The sequence below is a fragment of the Streptomyces sp. GD-15H genome, assembly GCF_045291515.1.
Taxonomy (GTDB): Bacteria; Actinomycetota; Actinomycetes; order Streptomycetales; family Streptomycetaceae; genus Streptomyces.
Genome location: NZ_CP149447.1, coordinates 7,754,335 through 7,776,027 on the forward strand (window position 1 = coordinate 7,754,335; position 21,693 = coordinate 7,776,027).

At 70.3% G+C, this 21,693-nt stretch carries 19 protein-coding genes; 13 read left to right on the forward strand and 6 right to left on the reverse strand.

Annotated features, from left to right (window positions below):
• Positions 1-11: 11 nt before the first annotated feature.
• Positions 12-926, reverse strand: a complete 915-nt coding sequence (locus tag WJ438_RS36685) for a YceI family protein (protein WP_406729004.1) — start codon at positions 924-926, stop codon at positions 12-14.
• A gap of 437 nt (positions 927-1,363) precedes the next feature.
• Here WJ438_RS36685 and WJ438_RS36690 point away from each other — a divergent pair, with 437 nt between their 5' ends.
• Positions 1,364-2,029 carry a dihydrofolate reductase family protein gene (locus WJ438_RS36690; RefSeq protein ID WP_406729005.1) on the forward strand — a complete coding sequence of 222 codons (666 nt, stop codon included), beginning with the start codon at positions 1,364-1,366 and terminating at the stop codon, positions 2,027-2,029.
• Between the two features lie 71 nt (positions 2,030-2,100).
• Here the strand turns inward: WJ438_RS36690 and WJ438_RS36695 are convergent, their stop codons facing one another.
• Both WJ438_RS36695 and WJ438_RS36700 read right to left on the reverse strand, forming a co-directional pair.
• Positions 2,101-3,603, reverse strand: a complete 1,503-nt coding sequence (locus tag WJ438_RS36695) for a glucose/sorbosone family PQQ-dependent dehydrogenase (protein ID WP_406729006.1) — start codon at positions 3,601-3,603, stop codon at positions 2,101-2,103.
• Between the two features lie 498 nt (positions 3,604-4,101).
• On the reverse strand, positions 4,102-4,233 hold the full coding sequence (locus WJ438_RS36700; protein WP_406729007.1) for a hypothetical protein: 132 nt from the start codon (positions 4,231-4,233) through the stop codon (positions 4,102-4,104).
• A 288-nt stretch (positions 4,234-4,521) separates the two neighbouring features.
• Here WJ438_RS36700 and WJ438_RS36705 point away from each other — a divergent pair, with 288 nt between their 5' ends.
• The gene (locus WJ438_RS36705; protein WP_406729008.1) at positions 4,522-5,106 is read left to right on the forward strand and encodes a TetR/AcrR family transcriptional regulator; all 585 of its coding nucleotides are present in this window, start codon (positions 4,522-4,524) and stop codon (positions 5,104-5,106) included.
• Positions 5,107-5,228: 122 nt separating this feature from the next.
• Here the strand turns inward: WJ438_RS36705 and WJ438_RS36710 are convergent, their stop codons facing one another.
• The 3 genes from WJ438_RS36710 to WJ438_RS36720 are packed head-to-tail and all read right to left on the reverse strand — an operon-like array spanning position 5,229 to position 9,559.
• A complete protein-coding gene (locus WJ438_RS36710) occupies positions 5,229-7,481 on the reverse strand; it encodes a cytochrome P450 (RefSeq protein WP_406729009.1) in 2,253 nt (750 codons plus the stop codon).
• Positions 7,482-7,500: 19 nt separating this feature from the next.
• Complete coding sequence (locus WJ438_RS36715; RefSeq protein ID WP_406729010.1) at positions 7,501-8,715, reverse strand: serine hydrolase domain-containing protein; 1,215 nt, start codon at positions 8,713-8,715, stop codon at positions 7,501-7,503.
• A gap of 31 nt (positions 8,716-8,746) precedes the next feature.
• Positions 8,747-9,559 (reverse strand): SDR family NAD(P)-dependent oxidoreductase, encoded by an 813-nt coding sequence (locus WJ438_RS36720; RefSeq protein WP_406729011.1) that lies wholly within the window; start codon positions 9,557-9,559, stop codon positions 8,747-8,749.
• A 232-nt stretch (positions 9,560-9,791) separates the two neighbouring features.
• On the opposite strand from WJ438_RS36720, the gene WJ438_RS36725 reads away from it, so the two are divergent.
• From WJ438_RS36725 to WJ438_RS36775, 11 genes are all read left to right on the forward strand, one after another.
• A complete protein-coding gene (locus WJ438_RS36725; RefSeq protein WP_406729012.1) occupies positions 9,792-10,988 on the forward strand; it encodes a 4-hydroxybenzoate 3-monooxygenase in 1,197 nt (398 codons plus the stop codon).
• 2 nt (positions 10,989-10,990) lie between these two features.
• Positions 10,991-11,680, forward strand: coding sequence for an HD domain-containing protein (locus tag WJ438_RS36730; RefSeq protein ID WP_406729013.1), 690 nt, complete (start codon positions 10,991-10,993; stop codon positions 11,678-11,680).
• A 151-nt stretch (positions 11,681-11,831) separates the two neighbouring features.
• Complete coding sequence (locus WJ438_RS36735; protein ID WP_406729014.1) at positions 11,832-12,617, forward strand: IclR family transcriptional regulator; 786 nt, start codon at positions 11,832-11,834, stop codon at positions 12,615-12,617.
• Positions 12,618-12,745: 128 nt separating this feature from the next.
• Entirely contained in the window at positions 12,746-14,005 is a 1,260-nt protein-coding gene (locus WJ438_RS36740; RefSeq protein WP_406729015.1) for a cytochrome P450, read from the forward strand.
• 3 nt (positions 14,006-14,008) lie between these two features.
• Positions 14,009-15,079 carry a PEP/pyruvate-binding domain-containing protein gene (locus WJ438_RS36745; protein WP_406729016.1) on the forward strand — a complete coding sequence of 357 codons (1,071 nt, stop codon included), beginning with the start codon at positions 14,009-14,011 and terminating at the stop codon, positions 15,077-15,079.
• 23 nt (positions 15,080-15,102) lie between these two features.
• A complete protein-coding gene (locus tag WJ438_RS36750; protein ID WP_406729017.1) occupies positions 15,103-16,935 on the forward strand; it encodes a PEP-utilizing enzyme in 1,833 nt (610 codons plus the stop codon).
• Positions 16,936-16,941: 6 nt separating this feature from the next.
• Complete coding sequence (locus tag WJ438_RS36755; protein WP_406729018.1) at positions 16,942-17,703, forward strand: SDR family NAD(P)-dependent oxidoreductase; 762 nt, start codon at positions 16,942-16,944, stop codon at positions 17,701-17,703.
• A gap of 21 nt (positions 17,704-17,724) precedes the next feature.
• Entirely contained in the window at positions 17,725-18,045 is a 321-nt protein-coding gene (locus WJ438_RS36760; RefSeq protein WP_406729019.1) for a 2Fe-2S iron-sulfur cluster-binding protein, read from the forward strand.
• Positions 18,046-18,051: 6 nt separating this feature from the next.
• Positions 18,052-19,320, forward strand: coding sequence for an NAD(P)/FAD-dependent oxidoreductase (locus tag WJ438_RS36765; RefSeq protein ID WP_406729020.1), 1,269 nt, complete (start codon positions 18,052-18,054; stop codon positions 19,318-19,320).
• A gap of 13 nt (positions 19,321-19,333) precedes the next feature.
• Positions 19,334-20,005 carry an HD domain-containing protein gene (locus WJ438_RS36770; protein ID WP_406729021.1) on the forward strand — a complete coding sequence of 224 codons (672 nt, stop codon included), beginning with the start codon at positions 19,334-19,336 and terminating at the stop codon, positions 20,003-20,005.
• Positions 20,002-21,504 (forward strand): aldehyde dehydrogenase family protein, encoded by a 1,503-nt coding sequence (locus tag WJ438_RS36775; protein WP_406729022.1) that lies wholly within the window; start codon positions 20,002-20,004, stop codon positions 21,502-21,504. Before WJ438_RS36770 ends, WJ438_RS36775 begins: the two co-directional genes overlap by 4 nt.
• Positions 21,505-21,693: the final 189 nt, after the last annotated feature.

The window sequence follows — 21,693 nt, forward strand, 5'->3', positions numbered from 1 at the left end:
CCTGCAGTCCGCTAACGGGGCGGGGTCGGTGTGTCGTGGGTCCGGTACATGGCCTGTACGTCGAGCGCCAGCTGGACCGTCGGCCCGACGACGGCGATGCCGCGGGCGAGCATCGAACGCCAGTTGAGAGTGAAGTCCTCGCGATGCAGTTCGGCCTTCGCGAGGGCGGCGCAGCGCAGCTCCTGCTCGTAGCCGCCGTTCACGGTGCCGAGATACTCGGTGTCGAGGCCCACCGAGCGACTGGTGCCGTGCATCGTGAGGGTGCCGTGCACCGTCCACTTGGAGCCGCCGCGGTAGGCGAACCGAGTGCTGGCGAAGTCGATGTACGGGTAGTTCTCGACATCGAGGAAGTCGGCGGACCGCAGGTGGTTGTCGCGGGTCTGGTTGCCGGTGGTGAGGCTGGAGGCGTCGATGCGCACCGAGACCTGGGAGTCGCCCATGTTCTCCGCGACCCGGATGCCGCCCTCGAACCGGGTGAACCGGCCGTGGACATGAGCCATGCCCACGTGCTTGGCGATGAACCGGATCGCGGTGTGCGGAGGGTCGAACAACCAGGTACCGGCGGGCGGCAGCTCCAGCAGGCGCCCGGGCTCCAGCACGATCCGCACGGGGGCGAGAGCCACCCCGGCGGCTATGTCGACGGTCTCGCGGACGGGTGACAGGCCCTCGGCCGCCAGCATCACGCTGTACGTGCCCGGGGGCAGGGTCGCCATGAAGTAGCCGTACGGGTCGGTGGTGCCGCGGGCCACGACGCGGTGGCTGTCCAGCGCGGTCACCGTGACCTCGGCTGCGCCCAGCGGCTGCCCCAGGGCGTCGACGGCCTCGCAGCCGAACGCCCCCGCGCCGGCCGGCAGGGGGACCGAGAGGCCCGACGCGGCGCCGGAGGCGCCGTGCGGGCGCAGGCGTCGCAGCAGTCCGAGGACCATGGTGTTCACCTTTCTTCACGCATGTTTCCGCCTGGCCCGTACGACACACCGCGTTCGCGGCTGCCAAGATCCCGGGGAACAGGACATCGGTACGAAGGGGGCGGCCTGTCATTGATCCTAAAGCCGTCGGGAAAGGACAGTTACTGCTCCCGGCGTCGGCGCGGGCGCCGGGCGGCGCCGAGTGAGCCCTCAGGGACGCGAGGTTATGGAGAGCGATGTACTAATTTGTGGGGGCATTACTTTGCGGTGCCGCTCCAGCAAACGACAGGGAACGTATCGCAGTGTTCATGCGTCACTCGCGGTTTCGGTGCACATCGCACACGATCCGCGCACACGTCGCCGCAGGAGCCCGGACCGATGAGTTCTCGCGCGTTCCGTCGTCCAAGGAAGAGAAGAGGGGAAGGGCGTCTTCCCCGCCCAGGAGAGGAGTGCGGGCGATGAGGCTGGCGCTGACGCAGTTCCTGACAGTGGACGGCGTTTACCAGGGCCCGGGGTCCCCGGACGAGGACACCAGTGACGGATTCACCCGGGGCGGCTGGTTCGTACCGTATCTGGACGAGGCCTTCGAACAGTTGGCCGCCACCTGGCTCGGCCAGGCGGACGCGTTGCTGCTGGGCCGCCGCACCTATGGGAGTTTCGCGCGGTACTGGCCGGAAATGACCGAGCCCCCCTTCGGGCCGCTCATGAACGGCCTGCCGAAGTACGTGGCATCCCACAGCCTGACCAAGGCCGGGTGGAAGCCGACCACGATCCTCTCCGGCGACATCCCCGCCCAGGTCGCCGACCTGAAACGACAGCCCGGCCGCGAGCTGCAACTCCACGGCAGCGCCCGGCTGGCCCAGTCACTGCTGGCCGCCGGACTGATCGACGAACTGCGCCTGGTGGTCGCCCCCGTGGTGCTGGGCACCGGCCGCCGCCTCTTCCCGGACGGCGGTGCCCCGGCCGGCCTGCGCCTCGTCCGCCACGAGACGACACCGCGCGGACTGGCGGTCCACGTCTACGAACCGACCGGACAACCCGAGTACGGGACGTACGGAGCCGACGCACAGGGGCCCTCGGACGCATGGCACGGCGAAGGTCCTCGCCCCGGGCCTGGCCTGTGAGGGGGTGTGACCGGGCGGGGCGAGGACGGCTTTGTGCCGCTGGACGTACCGGGCAGGTGGGGAGCGCCGGTTCAGTCCCGCAAGCGGTACTCGATGACCGCGCCCGGATTCTCCAGGGGGCCGGTCGCCGGAGCGCCCTCGGCGTCACGGACGGGGCCCGCTGAGTCCGTCACGACGAAGAGGGACCTGCCGTCGGCGCTGAGCGCCGTGTCGCGGAAGCGGTTCTGTTCCGTGAAGAGCTTGGTGACCTTGCTGACGTCCTTGCCGTCCTCGGTGAGGTCGACGCGGTAGACGGTGCCGTCCTTGAGGGTGGTCATCACCAGGGAGTTGTGCCAGCCGGGGAGTCCCTTGCCGGAGGACTTGGCGGACGGGGAGGACTTCCGGGACGTCTCGTAGTGCTCGAAGCTGGAGGGGGCGATGGTGGGCCAGCACACCGACCACATCTCGCCCTGGGCGCACGTGGGGTCCTGGAAGTCGAAGTCCGAGCCCACGGTGCCGAAGGTGTGGACCGGCTGCACGAAGGACTCGGTGAAGTCGGACTCCTCCTGCACCGGGACCGTTTCGGGGATCTCGAAGTTGCTGAAGGTCAGCTCGTCGCACGGCGTCGGCCACGAGGCGGACCAGTTGGCGTAGACGTAGGCCTTGTCGTCGCGGTAGCCCGAGACGTTCGGCCAGCCGTAGTTGCCGCCCTTGCGCAGGATGTTGATCTCGTCGTCGGTCTTCGGGCCCATCTCGTTCGAGTAGAGCGTGCCGTCGGGGCCGAAGGCCAGGCCCTGCGCGTTGCGGTGCCCGTAGGTGTAGACGTGGCTGCGCACGCCGCCGAGGACCGGGTTGTCCGAGGGGATGGAGCCGTCGGTGTTCAGCCGCAGGGTCTTGCCCTGGTAGGCGATCCAGTCCCGGCCCTGGACTTCGTGGGCGGTGGGCAGCCGCATGGCGTAGTTGGGCTTGCAGTAGTTGCCGAGCTGGTTCGCGCCCTGATCGCCGATGGTGTAGTACAGCTTGCCGTCCGGGCCCAGGCGCAGCCGCGCCGACTGGTGGTCGTTGCCGGACGGCATGCCGGCGATGACGGCCTTCGGCCTGTGCAGCCGCTTCCGGTCGGGGTCGTAGGTGTAGCGCTCGAGCTTGGTGCGGGCCTGTACGACCGAGGTGGGATCGATGTCGTAGCTGTACGAGATGTACGCGTACAGCTTTCCGGACTTGTGCTCCTCGAGGGCGAGACCGAGCACGCCGTCCTGCCCGCCCTCGCTGTGGACGGCCCCCGGCAGGCTGAGCAGGGTGGTCTTCTCGCCGGATTCCGGGTCGACCCGGGTGACCTTCTTGCCGGTCTTCTCGGTGGCCCACAGGGATCCGTCGGGAGCCCGCACGACCTCGTAGGGGTTGTTCAGCCCGGTGGCCACGACACGCTTGGAGAACGTGCCCGAGGCGGGCGGTGTGCTCGTGTCGGCGGGAGGGGAGACGGCGTCGGAGTCGGGGTTCCCGGAGGGGTCTCCACCGGTGACAGCGGCGCCGGTGAGGGAGGCGCCGAGGGCCAGGACGAGTGCGGTCGTCACCGGCCCGCGCAGTATGCGGTGCATGCGATTCCTTCCGGAGATGTGCCCCCCGTCAGAGCATTGCGCTCGGTGAGTGATCCAGCGCTCTGAGTGCTGTGGCGCTGTGCCGTTCAGGTGACGGAGGGCCGTCACCGGGAGGCGGGACATGCGCGAACATCCGCCCGGACGGCATCCGGGCAGGCCTGAAGTGCCGTGCTGATCTCACGAGTCGAGGGCCGGAGCGTTGGTGCTGCGGGTGGCGGCCATGTGACCGGCGACATGACCACGGGCTCGCAGCCGCGTGGCCACGCCGTACCTCGCACGGTGTGCCCGGTCACCCGGCGGTGCCGGGGGCCGCTGTGCGCGGTGGCCGGCCCGGCGGTGGACCCACGGCTATGGGGGCGCCCCCTTCTCGGAGCGTTCGACCAGCGAGCGGACCAGGCCGTGGTCGGGGAGGACCGGCATGCCCTGTCGATGCGGGTGGCGCGTCGCCGATGAGGGCGTACGCCTGGCAGCGGCAGCCGCCGGAGTCCTGGCGGCGGGCTAACGGGTTGCCAGGGAGTGGGCGGTGGCCTCGAGAGCGGTCTCGACGATCACGTACTCGGGTGCCTGCCGCCCGGTCACCTCCACGAAATGCGGCGGGGCCTGCTCGATTCGGCCGGTGCGGCCGGCCATGAGGCGTACCTCGCCTTTCGCTGCGGCGGCCGGGGCGGCCGTTCCAAGAAGGTCTTCCTTTCCGGAAGGGAGGCTCCGGACGTCGGAGGGAGTTCCCCGACCTCCCCTTGGAGTCTCGGCGGCGCGTCCGGGGCGCGCCACCGGCGTTCACCCGATCGGAGTAGGGGGAGCGCCCCCGGCGCGGCTCGCCCGGATGGCTAGACTGCACCGGCAGTGCCGTACCGCCGCGCCGACCGCCCAGGAGTGTCCCGTGACCCACCGCTTCTTCTTGTGAGCCAGGTACTCCGCATGGCAACGAACCGTACGGCGAAGAGCATCGCCACCCGTCAGCGATTCGTCGACGAGGCCCTGCGCCTGTTCAAGGAACAGGGCTACGAACGCACGTCCATGGCCCAGATCGCGGCCGCGGCCGGCAGCAGCCGGGCCAACCTGTACCTGTACTTCAACAGCAAGTCCCAGATCATCAGGGCCCGCATGGCCGAGATCGAGGCCGAGGTGGCCGAGCTCTACGCCGTACTGGACGGGATGCCGAGGCACACGCCCGAGGCCATGCGGGAGTGGATGGGCACCGCCCGCGAGATGTGGCTGCGCTACGCCACCGAGTTCGAGGCCGTCAACCAGGCCATGGCCATCGACCCGGACGTACTCGAGGAATGGCTGGGCCTGATCCGGCGCGTCTCGTCGTCCCACGCGTCGCTCCACCTGGACGGTGCGACGGAGGACGAGCGGGTGGCACGCGAAGTGCACATGGCCACGCTCATGATGAGCCTGGAACGCAACTTCTACTTCCTTTACCTCCGCGGTCACAAGGAGCGGGAGGAGCTGATCCTCACCTCACTGGCCCGGCAGTGGGCCCAGTTGTTCGACGACTGACGCGGGGGCACGGGAACCACCGGAGGGCGCCGCGGACTTCCCCACTCCGTACGCAGAACTCCGTCGGGAAACCCGGCCAACGGGTTTCCCGACGGAGTGGGGGAGCACGGAACGGCCCGGCGTCAGCCGCCCAGCACCAGTCGCGGGCACCCTGCCGCGGCCCGGGACACGCAGATCAGCATGGTCCTGTCGGCCTCCTGCTCCGACGGGGTGAGGATCGAGTCCCGGTGGTCGGCCCGGCCGGCGACGATGGGCGTCTCGCAGGTGCCGCACGTACCGGTCTTGCACGAGGAGACCACCGGGAGCCCGGCCTTCTCCGCGGCCTCCAGGATCGTCTCGTCCGCGCCGACCTCGACGACCGTCCCGGACTCGGCGAACTCCACCTGGAACGGTGTGTCGGGAACGGTCCGTGCCACGGGCTTCGGGGCGAACCGCTCCAAGCGCAGGGAGTTCTTCGGCCAGTGGGCGGTGTTCTCCTCCACTGCCCGCAGCAGCGGCTCGGGGCCGCACGCGTAGACGAGCGTGCCCTCGCGCACCTCACCGAGCAAACCGGGCAGGTCGATCAGTCCCAGCTCGTCCTGCGGGACCACCGTGACCCGGTCGCCGTGGACGGCCAGCTCGTCGCGGAAGGCCATCGACGCCTGAGTGCGCCCACCGTAGACGAGGTTCCATTCGGCGCCGGCCCGCTCGGCCTCCCGGATCATGGGCAGGATCGGGGTGACACCGATGCCGCCCGCGATGAACAGGTAGCGGGGCGAGGGCAGGAGCCGGAAGTTGTTGCGCGGCCAGGACACGGTGACTCGGGAACCGACCGCCAGCGCGTCGTGCACCGCCGCCGACCCGCCCCGGCCGGCCTGCTCCCGCAGCACGCCGATGCGGTAGGACGTACGGTCCTCGGGGTCGGAGGACAGCGAGTACTGGCGCACCCACGGCTCCCCGTCCTCGTTGGGCACATGGACGTCGACATGGGCCCCGGCCTTCCACGGCGGCAGGTCCCCACCGTCCGGGTGGCTCAGGGTCAGGGCGACGACACCGTCCGATGCCTCGATGCGCTCGGTCACCTCCAGGTTCAGGGTGCGCACGGTCCGCGTCCGGGAGCGCTCGACGTCCGCGACGTCCCAGTGCACCTGCAGCGAGCGGCGCACCGGGAGCAGGGCCATGCGCAGGAAGTCGAGTTCGTCGGTGTCGTCCGGGCGCAGCGACGGCAGCCGCTCGAAGAGCACGCGCAGCCCCGTGGCGCCCTGGACACGGGCCAGGGGGTTGCCGAGGCAGGTGTGCCGTCCGGCGGTGAAGGCCAGGTGATCGGTGGGATCGGGGCGGTGGATGTCGAACTCGAAGGGCCGCTCGACGTGCTCGGGATCGGTGTTGGCCGAGGCCAGCGCGACCCACACCATGTCACCGGCGGAGATGCGCACGCCGGACAGTTCCACGTCCCGCGTCACCCGGCGGGAGGTGAACGTCGAGGACGGGCGCCGCCGCACCGTCTCCTCGAAGACCCGGGGCCAGAGCTCCGGTTCGGCGAGGGCGTCCTCGAGCGCCTGCGGGTTCTGGGACAGGAAGAGGACCGCGTTGGTCATGGCCTGGGCCGTGGTGTCCGTGCCGGCCGCGGCGAACTCGGAGACGTGCAGGGCGATCTGGGGCGTGGGCAGCGCGTACGAGCCGTCCTTCGCCCGGGCCGACGCCATCACGGAGATGATGTCGTCGGCATCGGAGTCGCGCCGCGCGTCCACGATGTCACGCAGCTTCAGGTTGGCCTCGACGAAGCGGTCCCACACCTGGGACCGCGCCGGCTCGGGCAGCGGCTCGTGCGCGGACGACAGCACGGAGAACAGGTCGTCGCGCAACTGCCGCAGCATCGCCTCGTGTTCGTAGCCGAGACCCAGCAGCGCCATGATGGTCTGGGTGGTCAGCTCCAGCGAGTACTCCTCGAGCAGGTTCGCGGAACCGTTGTTCTCGAACCTGTCGATGATGCGGTGCGCCCTGGCCTCGATCTCGGGCTGCAGCCGGTCCATGCGCTCCTTGACGAAGCCCCGCTGCGCCACGGACCGCGTCTCGGTGTGCCCGGGCGGGTCCTGCCCCACGATCATCTTCGACACGAGATCCGGCGGGTAGATCTCCCGGTGCTTCGCCGGCACGTCCGCGGCCGAGTTGGCGGCCGAGGAGTAGGTCTGCCAGTCCGACAGGACGGTGAGGCAGTCCTCCCGCCGCGTGACGATCCACGCGTTCAGGTGCGGATACCAGAACACCGGCGAGGTGTCCCGGACCGTGGCCAGATGACCGGCCGGGTCCCGGTAGTAGTCGTCACCCATCGCGTCGAAACCGTGGGCGACGGGGCAGCGGCCCACGGGACGGGCCTCTTCCTGAAGTGACGTCATGGCCTGGTCCTTTCGCGGGTCAGACGCTGGTTGCCGCGGAGGCGGCGATCGAGGAAAGCTTCTGGAAGCGGGCGACGTTGTCTCCCTCGTCCATCACACCGGAGGAGAGGAAACAGAAGGACATGCCCGAGACGGGGTCCACCCACAGCAGGGACGAACCGGCGCCGTAGGAGCCGAAGGTGCGCGGCGAGACGAACGGGCCGAAGAAACGGGCGTGCGTCCCCGTGCCGGCGAGGGCCATGCCCAGGCCCATGTTGCCCGGCGGGAGGTCCCACTTGCGGGCGGCGGCGACCATGCCGTAGAGGTCGTTGATCTGGTCGCCGGTCTGGTTGCTCGTGGCGAAGTCCAGCACCGACTCACCGATGAGCTGCTCCCCGGAGCCGGTGCGCCCCTTGTTCCGCAGCATCTCGGTGAACGCGAAGACGTCGTCGATGGTGGACACCGCGCCGACCCAGGGCATCTCGGCGTCCTCGCGGTCGATGACGTCGTTGAGGCACTCGATGTCCTCGGGCTTGAGCCAGGAGTCGTTGGCGACGATGACCTTCAGCGGAACGCCCAGGTCACGCCATTCGGCGGGCATCCCGAACCGGGTGTGCGTCATGCCGACGGGGCCGAAGACCTTCTCCTGCATGAGCTCCCGGAACGAGCCGGCACCGTAGGCGCGACGGGCCATCTCGCCCATCAGCGCGTGGTTGATGGCCGCCGAGTAGTTCAGGTTCGTGCCCGGTTCGTGCACGACGTCGACGCCGGCCAGCGCCTCGATGACATCGGCGAGTACGGCGAAACCCTCCGGGCCCAGCCCCGGGTTGGGCGTCGCGGGCATGCCGGCGCGATGGGTGAGCAGGTGGGCGAGGTTGATCCGGTCCTTGCGCGCCGCGCGGAACGGCTCGGTGCCGAAGAACTCGGGAATGAGGTCGACGACACGGGTCGACAGCATCAGCCTGCCCTCGCTGAGGGCCCGGAAGACCAGGGCGTTGGTGAAGCCCTTGGACATGGACAGGATGCGGTAGACGTCGTCGCGTCGGGTCGGGCGGCCGGTCTCGACGTCGGCCAGTCCGTAGCTGCCGCGCAGGGCGATCTCGCCGTGGCGGGCCACGATGACGTTCGCCCCGTGGTACGCGCCGCTCTCGATGTCCGCGCGGATGGTGTCGTCCAGGACCTCGAGGAAGCGGCGCTCGACGCCGGGTGTCTCGGTGAGGGCGACCGTGGGCTCCGGGGCCTCGGTGTGCTGCACTGGATCTTCTCCGTCCGGTTGTCGATGGGGGTCAGAGCATGAGGGCGCCGCCGGAGGGCGCCAGCGTCTGACCGGTGTAGTGGCCCGCCGCGTCGGAGGCGAGGAAGAGGACCGTCCGGCCGATCTCGTCGGGCTCGGCCAGGCGCTTCAGCGGCTGGAGGGAGAGCAGCGCCTGGACGTGGTCGTCGCCGGACGCCGTGAGCATGGCCGTCCTGATGCCGGCCGGGGCCAGCGCGTTGACCCGGATGTCGAAGGGGGCGAGCTCCGCCGCCACCGCCTTGGTGAGGCCCACGACCGCGGCCTTGGACGCCGGGTAGTAGGCGGGCATCGGCAGGCCGATGAGCCCCGCGACGGAGGCGAAGTTGATGATCGAGCCGCTGCCGCTCTCCTTCAGCAGCGGCACGGCGGCACGGATCGTGTAGAAGGTGCCGTTGAGATTGATCGCGACGACGCGGTCGAAGTCCTCGTCGGAGATGCCGTCCAGGAACTCGGGGTGGTAGGGCTCGCCGCTCTTGAAGGACTCGGTCATCTTCTGGTTGATGCCGTCCACCCACGCCTGCTTGGCCTTGTTCGGCGTGGCGACACCGGCGGCGTTCACGAGGATGTGCAGGCGGCCGTGGTCCTCCCGGACCCGGTCGAAGACGCGGTTCACGGCGGCGGAGTCGGAGACGTCCGTGGCATGGCCCAGGACCCGCTCCAGACCGGCGAACTCGCGGTCGAGGTCCTCCTGCCGCAGATCCATGCCGTAGACCGTGGCACCGGCTCCCGCCAGGGCCTTCACTGCGGCCAGGCCCATGCCCGAAGCCGCACCGGTGACGACCGCGATCCTGCCGTCGAGTTCCATAGTCGATCTCCTCGTCGTTGAGGTGTGACCTGCCGTTTCAGGACAAGTCGCGCCTCCCAGCGGTGAAGTCCGGCCAACCTAACCAAGAATTTGACACCTGTCTAGGTTTGGTTCTCCGGGAGGTCCGGGCGCCGGAATCCGAAGCTCCGGGTCGGGTGGACGGTCTGGTCCGCTTCCACTGGATGGAAGAGAGCCCTGGCCGGGTGGCTCGGACGGACGCAGAATGTCGCCCATGTCCTCCTCGCGCATCCACAGCCGCACGCAGATCGGCATCGTCGGGGCCGGCCCCGCCGGCCTCATGCTCTCCCACCTGCTCGCCCGGGCCGGGATCGATTCCGTAGCGATCGACCTGCGCAGCCGTCGGGAGATCGAGGAGACCCATCGCGCGGGGATCCTCGAGCAGGACTCGGTCGACCTGCTGGTCGGCACCGGCGTCTCCGACCGGGTGCACCGCGACGGTTACCGCCACGACGGTATCGAGCTGGCGTTCGGCGGGGGCGGGCACCGCATCGACTTCCAGGGGCTGGTCGGTGCCTCGACCCAGCTCTACCCCCAGACCGATGTCTTCATCGATCTCGCCGACGCCCGCGAGCGTGACGGCGGCGACGTCCGGTTCGGCGTCACCGACGTCGCGGTCGACGACCTCACCTCCGACTCCCCGGTCATGCGGTTCACCGACGCCGGCGGCACCCCCCACGAGGTGCGCGCCGACTTCCTCGTGGGCGCCGACGGATCACGCAGCCTGTGCCGCCGCGAGGTGCCGGAGGCACGGCGCACGCAGTACTTCCGCGAATATCCCTTCGCCTGGTTCGGCATCCTGACCGAGGCGCCGCCGAGCGCGCCGGAGCTGATCTACAACCACTCGCCGCGCGGTTTCGCGCTGATCAGCCAGCGCACCGAGACACTCCAGCGGATGTACTTCCAGTGCGATCCCGCGGAGGACGCCGCCACCTGGTCCGACGACCGGATCTGGGAGGAGCTCCAGTCACGCGTCGGGGCCAACGGCCACACGCTCAAGGAGGGGCCGATCACCTCCAGGACCGTGCTGCCGTTCCGCAGCTTCGTCCAGGAGCCGATGCACCACGGTCGGCTGGTGCTCGCCGGCGACGCCGCGCACACGGTGCCGCCGACCGGCGCCAAGGGCCTCAACCTGGCCCTGGCCGACGTACGGGTACTGGCCGAGGAGCTCGAGCGGGCGGTCGCGAGCGGTGACACCGCCCCGCTGGAGGCCTACAGCGCGCGGGCCCTCGGCCGGGTCTGGAAGGCCCAGCACTTCTCCTACTGGATGACCACGATGCTGCACACGCTGCCGGGGGCCAGCCCGTTCGACGTCCGGCGCCAGGAGGGCGAACTGTCCGCGGTGACCGGCTCGACCGCGGGCTCGACCTACCTGGCCGAGGCCTACACCGGCTGGCCGGAAGGACGATGACCATGGCACTGCCCCGTCAGAGCCCGACCGCCAACCAGATCGGCGCGGATGTCACCGGCCACCTGCCCGACCGCGCGGACGTGCCCGGCACCGCGGGCTTCCGGCCCGAGGACGACGCCGTATGGCGCCTGGCCGTCGACCACCTCCACGTGCGGAGCAACGACGGCCACACCGCCTACTCCTACGGCCTCGCCGCGGCCCTGTGCGACCTGCATCCCGAGGCCGACCGCGAGGTCGTGCTGCCCGCGATCATCCTCCACGACACCGGCTGGTCGAGGGTGCCCGAGGACGAGGTGCTCGAGGCCATCCGCCCCGGCGGGGGTCGCCGCGACCTCGTCCTGCGCCACGAGAAGGAGGGCGCCGCGATCGCCGCGGACATCCTCGCCCGGCTCGGCCACGATCCCGCGCGGGCGGCCGAGATCGTCGAGATCATCGACGGCCACGACACCCGGCTCACCGCGCTCTCCCTCAACGACTCGCTGGTCAAGGACGCCGACAAGCTCTGGCGGCTCACCCCGCACGGCGTGGACACCGTCATGGACTGGTTCGGGCTGACCCGCGAGCAGGCGCACACACTGATCGGCAGCCGGGTCCACGACCACCTGTTCACCGACGCCGCCCGCACCATGGCCCGCGCCCTCGCCGCGGTCGCGGCGATCGACAGCACACCCCAGCGGATCGCGCTCGGCTGAGACGAGCCCGCGTGCCCCCGCCCGCGCCGAGCCACGCTCCTCCGGCCGACGGGCCGAGCCCCCCGCGGGCGGCACGGACGGTACGCCACACGCGCTCGACGGGCCGCCCGCCGTGCGCGACGATGGCACTCCGACGATCTCTGGAGGCCCCATGCGCGGTGACGGCCGCACGGTGACCTCGAAGGCGTTCGCGCTGCTCAGCGCCTTCGAGAGCGGTCCCAACGCGCTCTCCCTGAGCGATCTCGCCGAGCACGCCGACCTGCCCCTGCCCACCGCGCACCGCCTGGTGAAGGAGCTCGTCGAATGGGGCGCGCTGGAACGCGACGAACAGGGCCGCTACACCGTGGGCCTGCGTCTGTGGGAGGTCGCCCAGAACGCCGGCCGCCACCTGCGCGACACCGCGAGGCCCTACCTGCAGGACCTGTTCTCCCTCACCCACGAGACCGCGCACATCGCGATCAGGGACGGCGACGAGGCCCTCTACATCGACCGGATCTACGGCTCCACCCGGGTCCCTCGCGCCTCCCGCGTCGGCGGGCGCCTGCCGCTGCACGCCACCGCGGTCGGCAAGGTGCTGCTGGCCTGCGAGGAGGAGTGGGTGCGCGACGCGTACCTCGCCCACCGGCTCGAGGCGGCCACCCGGCACACCCATGTCAACCCGGGACGGCTGGCCGCGGAGCTGCGCAGGGTCCGCGACGAGGGCTACGCGACCACCCAGGAGGAGGTTCGCGCGGGGTCGTGCTCGATCGCCGTCCCGGTCCGCCTCGAACCCCACCCGGCCGCCATCGGCCTGGTCATGCTGTCGAGCGACGGGGCCACGATGACCCGCCACCTGCCGACCCTGCGAGGCATCGCGCGCCGCATCGAGGCGGCCGCCGCCCGCCCCCAGCCCAGCCTCGCCCGCATCCCGCGGCGGGCCGGCCGCGGACGCTCCTGACCCTGCGCGAGCTGCTTCCCGGAGCGCGAACCACTTCCGTCCAACGGAAGTCACGCGTGGACCTCCTGATGTGTCGGGGGCCACGATGAGGTGGTCGTCGCACGGCGACGTGATGAACAGGAGGCGGGATGACGTCGACCCAGACCCCGGCCGGCACGGCTCCGGGCTGTCCGATCCATCACGGCTACGAGCCGTTCTCCCAGGACGACCCGTTCCCGTCGTACGCCGCCCTCCGCGCGGAGGAGCCGGTGATGTACGACGAGCGGATCGGCTGCTGGGTGGTGAGCCGGTACGACGACATCAAGGCCGTTTTCGAGGACTGGGAGACCTTCTCCTCCGAGAACGCCCAGGCGCCGGTGCGCGAGCGCGGACCGCAGGCGAAGCAGATCATGGAGGAAGGCGGCTTCACCGCCTACTCCGGCCTTTCCGCCCGGGTCCCCCCGGAGCACACCCGGATCCGCAAGGTCGCCGCCAAGGCGTTCACCCCGCGCCGGTTCAAGGTGCTCGAACCCGACATCCGTGCCAACGTCGTACGACTGCTCGAGACGATGCTGGCCCGCCCCGAGCGCCACGGCGAACTGGTCCGGGACCTGGCCTACGACGTACCGACGATCACGATCCTCACCCTGATCGGCGCCGACGTCTCGCGGATCGACACCTTCAAGCGTTGGTCGGACTCCCGCTCGGCCATGACGTGGGGCGACCTCTCCGACGAGGAGCAGGTACCGCACGCCCGCAACCTCGTCGAGTACTGGGCGGAATGCCGCCGACTGGTCGCCGAGGCCCACGAGACCGAGCGGGACAGCCTGGTCGGCGACATGGTCCGGATGCAGGCCGAGGGCGACCCGATCAGCGACCACGAGATAGCCTCGGTCTGCTACTCGCTGCTCTTCGCCGGACACGAGACCACCACCACACTGATCTCCAACGCCCTGCGGGTGCTGCTCTCCCACCCCGACCAGTGGCGGCAGGTCGTCGAGGATCCCCGCCGCATCCCCGGCGCGGTCGACGAGGTGCTGCGCTACAGCCCCTCCATCGTCGGCTGGCGCCGAAAGGCGCTGCGCGACGCCGAGATCGGCGGTGTGGCGGTCCCGAAGGGCGCCGACATCCTGCTGCTGATGGGTTCGGCCAATCGCGACGCGTCCCGCTTCGAGGACGGCGAGTCCTTCGACATCGGCCGGGCCAACGCCCGGGAGCACCTCTCCTTCGGATTCGGCATCCACTACTGCCTCGGCAACATGCTGGCCAAGCTCCAGGCGAGGATCACGCTCGAGGAGACCGCCCGCCTCGCGCCCGGCCTCCGCCTCGCCGACGACTCCGACATCCACTTCGGCGACAACCTCTCCTTCCGCGCGCCCGCCGCGGTCAGGGTGACTTGGGAGGACTGACCCGTGAACGACTCCATCGTCTTCTTCGACAGCGGCCACGCGCCCACACTCGAACTGCTCGGCGGCAAGTGTGCCTCGCTGGTCTCCATGACCACCGCCGGCATGCCCGTACCGCCCGGATTCGCCGTGACCACGACCGCCTTCGACCGCTTCGTCGACGGCAGCGGCCTGCGCGAGGAGATCCAGGCCGCCCTCGCCGAGATCGACCCCGACGACGTCGCGTGCGTCGACCGGGTGTCGGCGAAAATCCGGGCCACGATCGAGTCCCGGGACGTCCCCGACGACATGCACGGCATGCTGCGGGACGCCTACGACACCCTGATGTCGCGGTTCCCCGATGAGGTGCCGGTCGCGGTCCGCTCGTCCGCGACCGCCGAGGACCTCCCCGACGCCAGCTTCGCCGGCCAGCAGGACACCTACCTCTGGCTCACCGGCTACCCCGCCGTACGGGAACACGTACGACGGTGCTGGGCCTCGCTCTACACCAGCAGGGCGATCACCTACCGGCTGCGCAACAACATCCCCGAGCAGGACCTGTCGATGGCCGTCGCGGTGCAGAAGATGGTCAACGCCCGCTCCTCGGGCGTCGCGATGACCCTCGACCCCGCCAACGGCGACCGCTCCAAGATCGTGATCGACGCCTCGTGGGGAGTCGGCGAGATGGTGGTCTCCGGACAGGTCACTCCCGACAACATCCTGCTCGACAAGGTCATGCTCGCCGTGGTCGGCGAGCACCTCGGCGACAAGCACGCCGAACTCGTCCCCGACCCGCGGACCGGCTCGCTCGTCGAACGCGAGGTCGAGCCGGACCGCCGCGCGGTGCGCTGCCTGACCGACGCCGAACTGCTCGCCGTCGCGACCCTGGCCAAGCGGGCCGAGAAGCACTACGGCTGCCCGCAGGACGTCGAGTGGGCACTCGACGCCGACCTGCCCGACGGCGAGAACCTCCTGCTTCTGCAGTCCCGCCCGGAGACGGTGCACTCCGCCGCTCCGGCCGCCCCGGCCACCCCCAGGGCCTCGGGCCCGACCGGCTTCTCCATGACTGGTCTCACCTCCTCCCTCATTGGCCGCTGAGCCCGAACCGCAGAGGAACCCGCATGACCATCGAACAGACCATGAAGTCCTTCCCGAAGCCCTCGGAGATCGAGGTGCCCGCCGGTGCCGAGGGGTGGGAGAAGCTCTACCCCTACCACCTCGTCTTCGACAACGCCCCCGACGGCGACGAGAAGTTCTGGTTCTGCGACAGCCAGCACTGGCCCACGGTGTTCAAGCCGTTCGAGACCATCGGCGGCGAGTTCGCGGTCAAGTGCCTCGGCCAGTACAACACCCGCCACCTGCTGATCCCGCCGGCGAACGGCATCGAGTTCAAGATCCATCTCGGCTATCTGTACATGAGCCCGGTGCCGGTGCCGGAGGACGAGATCGCCGCCCGCGTACCGGAGTTCGAACGCCGCGCCGGCCACTACTTCCAGAACTGGGACAGCCTGCTGGAGGCCTGGCACTCCAAGGTCCGCGCCACGATCGACGAGATGGAGGAACTCGAGTTCACCGCGCTGCCCGACGCCGTGCCGTTCGACGACATCGTCTCCGGCAAGGCCATGGACGGTTCCCAGGTGCTGATGGAGAACTACGACCGCCTGATCGCCCTGCTCTACCGCAACTGGCAGTACCACTTCGAGTTCCTCAACCTCGGATACCTCGCCTACCTCGACTTCTTCGGCTTCTGCAAGGAGGTGTTCCCGGGCATCCCCGACCAGGCCATCGCGAAGATGGTGCAGGGCGTCGACATGGAACTGTTCCGGCCCGACGACGAGTTGAAGAAGCTCGCCGTCAAGGCCGTGGAGATGAGGCTCCAGGCGGCGTTCGCCGACCCCGACGACGTCGAGGGCACCCTGCGGGCGGTCCGCAACGCGGGGGGCGAGGAGTGGGGCGAGGAGTGGCTCGCGGCGTACCGGGCCGCGCAGGACCCCTGGTTCAACTTCACCGTCGGTAACGGCTTCTACGGCCACGACAAGTACTGGAGGGAGCACCAGGAGATCCCGCTCGGCTACATCAAGGACTACATCCGACGCGTCGACGAGGGGCAGGACATCATGCGGCCCGTCGACGAGCTGATCGCCGAGAAGGAGCGGATCGTCGGGGAGTACCGCGACCTGCTCCAGGACGACGTACGGGAGCAGTTCGACGCCAAGCGCGGCCTCGCCGCCACCGCCTACCCCTACGTCGAGAACCACAACTTCTACATCGAGCACTGGACCATGGGCGTCTTCTGGCGCAAGGTCCGCGAACTCGCCCGGGTGTTCACCGACGCCGGCTTCTGGGACGACCCCGCCGACATGCTCTACCTCAACCGCAACGAGGTGCGCGACGCGATCTTCGACCTCGTCACCGGCTGGGCGGTCGGCGCCGAGCCGACCGGACCGCACTACTGGCCGGCCGAGATCGAGCGGCGCCGCGGCATCATCGACGCGCTCTCGGCCCGCCGTCCGCAGCCGGCGCTCAACACCCCGCCCGCCCAGATCACCGAGCCCTTCACGATGATGCTCTACGGCATCACCACCGACCAGGTCCAGCAGTGGCTGGCCGGGGACGAGGGCGGCGACGACGGTGCCATCACCGGCATGGCCGCCTCGCCGGGCGTGGTCGAGGGCGTGGCCCGCCTGATCACCTCCGCCGACCAGCTCGGCGAGGTCCAGGACGGCGAGATCCTCGTGGCCACGATCACCGCTCCGTCCTGGGGCCCGATCTTCGGCAAGATCAAGGCGACCGTCACCGACATCGGCGGCATGATGAGCCACGCAGCCATCGTCTGCCGCGAGTACGGCCTGCCCGCCGTGACCGGCACGGGCTCGGCCTCGAGCACCATCCGCACCGGCCAGCGCATCCGCGTCGACGGCACCGCCGGCCGTGTCGAGATCCTGGAGAGCTGAGCCACCATGTCGCTCCCCACCCCTCAGGCGCTCGCCCGCACCGTCCTCGTGACCGGTGCCGCGGGCGGCCTGGGCCGGGCCTTCGCCCTCGGCTTCGCCGGCCGTGGCTACCGCGTCGCCGTCGCCGACCTCGACACCGACGGCGTCAAGGAGACGGCCCGCCAGATCCAGAACGCCGGGGCCGACGCCTGGCACGGGCGCGTCGACGTCACGGACACCGACTCCACCGAGGAACTCGCCGCGCGGGTCGCGGACTTCGGAGGCGGCCGGATCGACGTCCTCGTCAACAACGCGGCCGTGTACGGCACCGTCACCCGCTCGCCACTCGAGGACATCGACCCCGCGGAATGGGACCTCGTGATGGCGGTCAACCTCAAGGGGCCGTGGCTGATGACCCGCGCCGTCAGCCCGTACCTGCCCGAAGGCGGCCGGGTCGTCAACCTCTCCTCGGCCACCGTCTACAGCGGCTCGGAGAACTGGGCGCACTACGTCGCCTCCAAGGGCGGCGTCATCGCGCTCACCCGTGTGATGGCCAAGGAACTCGGCCGCCGCTCGATCACCGTCAACGCGATCGCGCCGGGTTTCACGCTCACCGAGGCGAGCCGCGGCCTGCTCGAGGACGCCGAGTCCTACGGCGTCGACCGCGGCTCCCTGCGACGGGCCTGGCCCGAGGACATCGTCGGCGCCGCGCTCTACCTCACCGGCCCCGACAGCGACTTCGTCACCGGCCAGACCCTGGTCGTCGACGGCGGCCGTCAGTTCATCTGACCTCGATCCAGGAGGAAAGTCATGCCCCAGGTCACCTATACCGACCACACCGGCGCGTCCCGCACGGTGGCGGCCAACGTCGGCGACTCGGTCATGGAGACCGCGGTCCGCAACGGCGTCCCCGGCATCGTCGCCGAGTGCGGCGGCTCCCTGTCCTGTGCCACCTGCCACGTGTACGTCGACCAGGACGGCCTCGCCTCGCTCCCGCCGATGGAGGAGATGGAGGACGAGATGCTCTGGGGCGCCGCCGAGGACCGGCAGGACAACTCCCGTCTCTCCTGCCAGCTCAAGGTCACCGAGGGCTGCGACCTGCACGTGACCACCCCGACCACCCAGGTGTGAACGATCATGGCTGACGGACTGCTGATCATCGGCTCCTCACAGGCCGGTGTCTCGCTCGCCACCTCCCTGCGCGCGCTCGGGTACGAGGACCCGATCACCCTGCTCGGCGACGAGAACCACCGCCCCTACCAGCGGCCCGCCCTGTCGAAGGAATGGCTGCAGGGCGAGATCACCAACGAGTCGCTGATGTTCCGCACCCAGGAGTACTGGGCCGAACACCGCATCGACGTGGTGAAGAACGAGCGGATCATCCGCATCGACAAGAACGACGACGGCTCGGGGGTCGCCCACTCCATGTCGGGCGCCGACTTCCCCTTCGACCGGCTGGCGCTGGCCGTCGGCGCGCGGGCCCGGCGGCTGCTGCTCGACGGCGTCGACCTGCCCGGCGTCCTCTACCTCCGAAACGCCGACGACGCCCTCGAACTCAAGGCCCGGGTGCCCGACGTGCGTGACGCGGTCGTGATCGGCGGCGGCTTCATCGGCATCGAGGCGGCCGCGTCCCTGACCAGGATGGGCCGCTCGGTCACCCTGATCGAGGCGGCGCCCCGGCTGGTCCCGCGGGCCGTCGGCGAGGAGACCTCGGCCTACCTCCTCGACCACCACCGGGCCGCTGGCATGGACATCGTGCTCGGCGCCTCGGTCCGACGCATCGTGCCCCGCGGCGACCGGGTCGGCGGCGTCGAACTCGCCGACGGCCGGACGGTGCCCGCCGACCTGGTGCTGGTCGGCGTCGGCGTCATCCCCCACACCGAACTGGCCGAATCGATCGGCCTGGTGTGCGACAACGGTGTTCGGGTCGACGAGTCCGCCCTCGCCTCCGACGGGGTCACCGTCGCCGTCGGCGACTGCGCGAACCTGCCCAACCCCGTCCCCGGCGCCCCCGTCGGCGACCGGGTGCGCTTCGAGAGCGTCAACAACGCCATCGAGCAGGCCAAGGTGGCGGCCTACGCCATCACCGGCCGCCGCGAGGAGTACGCGGGCATCCCGTGGTTCTGGTCCAACCAGGGCGACATCAAGCTCCAGATCGCGGGGCTGTCCACCGGCCACGACCGCACGCTGGTCCGCGCCGACCCGGAGCGGGGAAGGCACTCGGTCCTCTACTACCGCGGTGATCGCATCCTGGCCGCCGACTGCGTCAACCACCCGCTGGACTTCATGGCGGTCCGGAGCGCGCTGGCCAAGGGCCTGTCCATCCCCCACGACGCCGCCACAGACCCGTCCGTCCCGCTCAAGTCCGTGACCGTCGACCCGGCCGCCCTGGTCGCGGCCGACTGAGAAGGGGAACACCATGCCCACCGCGCTGCCCACCGAGCGCCCCGTACCGGCGCCCGGGCCGGTCGACACCTCACCCATCTCGTTGACCCCGGCCCCCGGTGACGATCTCGACCCCATATGGAAGGCGGTCGTCCCCGAGACCCGCACGCGCGCCAACGACATCCACCTGCCGATCTCGCTGGCCTACGCGGAGCGGCTGTGCGATTCCTTCCCCCACGTCGACCGGCTGCTGGTCCGCGTGGCGATCCAGCTGCACGACACCGGGTGGGGGAGGGTCGACGAGGAGCGCATCCTCTCCGAGGGCTTCTCCGGTGACTGGCGCAGGGCCGAGATCCGGTTCGAGCACGAGAGGCAGGGCTGCGCGATCGCCCGTGAGGTGCTGCCCCCTCTCGGCTACGACGACACGTTCGTCCAGCAGGTCTGCGACATCATCGACGGGCACGACACCCGGAAGGAGGCGTACTCGCTGGAGGACGCGCTGGTCCGCGACGCCGACCGGCTGTGGCGCTTCGACCACGCCGGGATCGCGCTGGCGTCCGGCTGGTTCCGCATGGACCCCGCGGTCTACAGCGACCGGCTCGAAACGGAGATCATTCCCGAACTGCTCACCGCCCCGGCCGTCGCCATGGCCACCGCCACCCTCAGCCGCTCGCGTGCCCTGCTCAAGACGGCTGTGATCCGGTGAGTGCCACCTATGCCCGGCCGGCGACCGGACGGACGGCGTCCACCCGGCCGGAGCCCCGCTGGACCCATGTGGACGATCTCTACGCCGACGGCGCCTGGACCCGCTCGACCGCTGCCGCCCGGCTGCCGCTGGTCGATCCGGCCACCGGCCAGGAGTGGGGATCGGTCCCGGACTGCTCGGCCGACGACGTCGACGCCGCGCTGTCCGCCGCCGACCGGGCCTTTCGCAGCGGCCCGTGGCCGCGGACCACGCCGTCGCAGCGGGCCGCACTGCTGCTGCGGATCGCCGACGAGGTCGAGGCCCGCGCCGCCGAGACGGCGCTGACCAACACCCTCGAGAACGGCTCACCGATCAGCGAGACCCGCGGCGCCGCCGCGAACGCGGCGGGTATCCTGCGGCACGTCGCCGGGCTGGCGTCCTGGCTCGAGGACGAGGACGTACGGCCGTTCCCGGCGGGGGGCGCCGAGACCGTCGTACGCAGGGACCCGGTGGGCCCGTGCGTGCTGATCGCGCCCTGGAACTTCCCGATCAACCTCATGGTGGTCAAGCTGGCGCCGGCCCTGCTCGCCGGCTGCACGGTCGTCATGAAACCCGCACCCGGCACATCGCTGTCGATCCGGTTCGTGGTCGAGGCGTGCGAGGCCGCCGGCGTCCCGCCCGGGGTGGTCAACCTGGTCACCGGTGGCGGTGAGGTCGGCGACCGGCTGGTGCGCCACCCGCTCACGGCCAAGGTCGCCTTCACCGGGTCGACCCCGGTCGGCCGCCGGATCGCGGCCGCGTGCGGCGAACTGCTGCGACCGGTCACCCTCGAGCTCGGCGGGAAGTCCTCGGCGATCGTGCTCCCCGACGCGGACCTCGAGCAGATGTCCGCGGCGCTGATCCGCACCTGCCTGCGCAACACCGGGCAGACCTGTTACATCTCCACCCGCATCCTGGCCCCCTCGGAGCGTTACGAGGAGGTGGTCGACATGGTCACCCGCACGGTCGAGGCCGCCCCGCAGGGCGACCCCTTCGACGAGGGCACCGTGTTCGGGCCCATGGCCTCGCGGGCGCAGTACGAGGTGGTGCGCGACTACCTCGACTCGGCCCGCGAGGAAGGGGCGCGAGCGACCGTCGGCGGACGCCCCGCGGACACGGAACGGGGCTGGTTCATCGAGCCGACGGTCCTCGCCGACGTCACCCCGGACATGCGGATCGCGCGCGAGGAGATCTTCGGGCCGGTGGTGAGCGTCCTGCGCTACGACGACATCGACGAGGCGGTCGCCCTCGCCAACGACACGTCGTTCGGGCTGGGCGGCGTGGTGTTCTCCGCCGACCGCGAGGCCGCGCAGGCGGTCGCCGAACGCATGGACACCGGATCCGTCGGCGTGAACTTCTTCGGCTCCAACCACAACGCGCCCTTCGGCGGGCGGCACGACTCGGGGCTGGGCGTCGAGTACGGAATCGAGGGCCTGTCCCAGTACGTCACCTTCAAGTCGATCCACCGTCGTACCGGCTGACACATTCGCCGACACGGCCCGCGACGATCGGCAGCCGCGACGACCTCCCGCTGGAGAAGGAGGCGGTAAAGGGGCGACTGAGGCAACTGATGTTCTCCACACGCTGGTTCAGCGTTGTTTCAGTGCGGTCACAGGGGTGCTGATCAACGCTGGAACGCGGTGGAATGGAATGCCGGGAGGGGGCGCCTT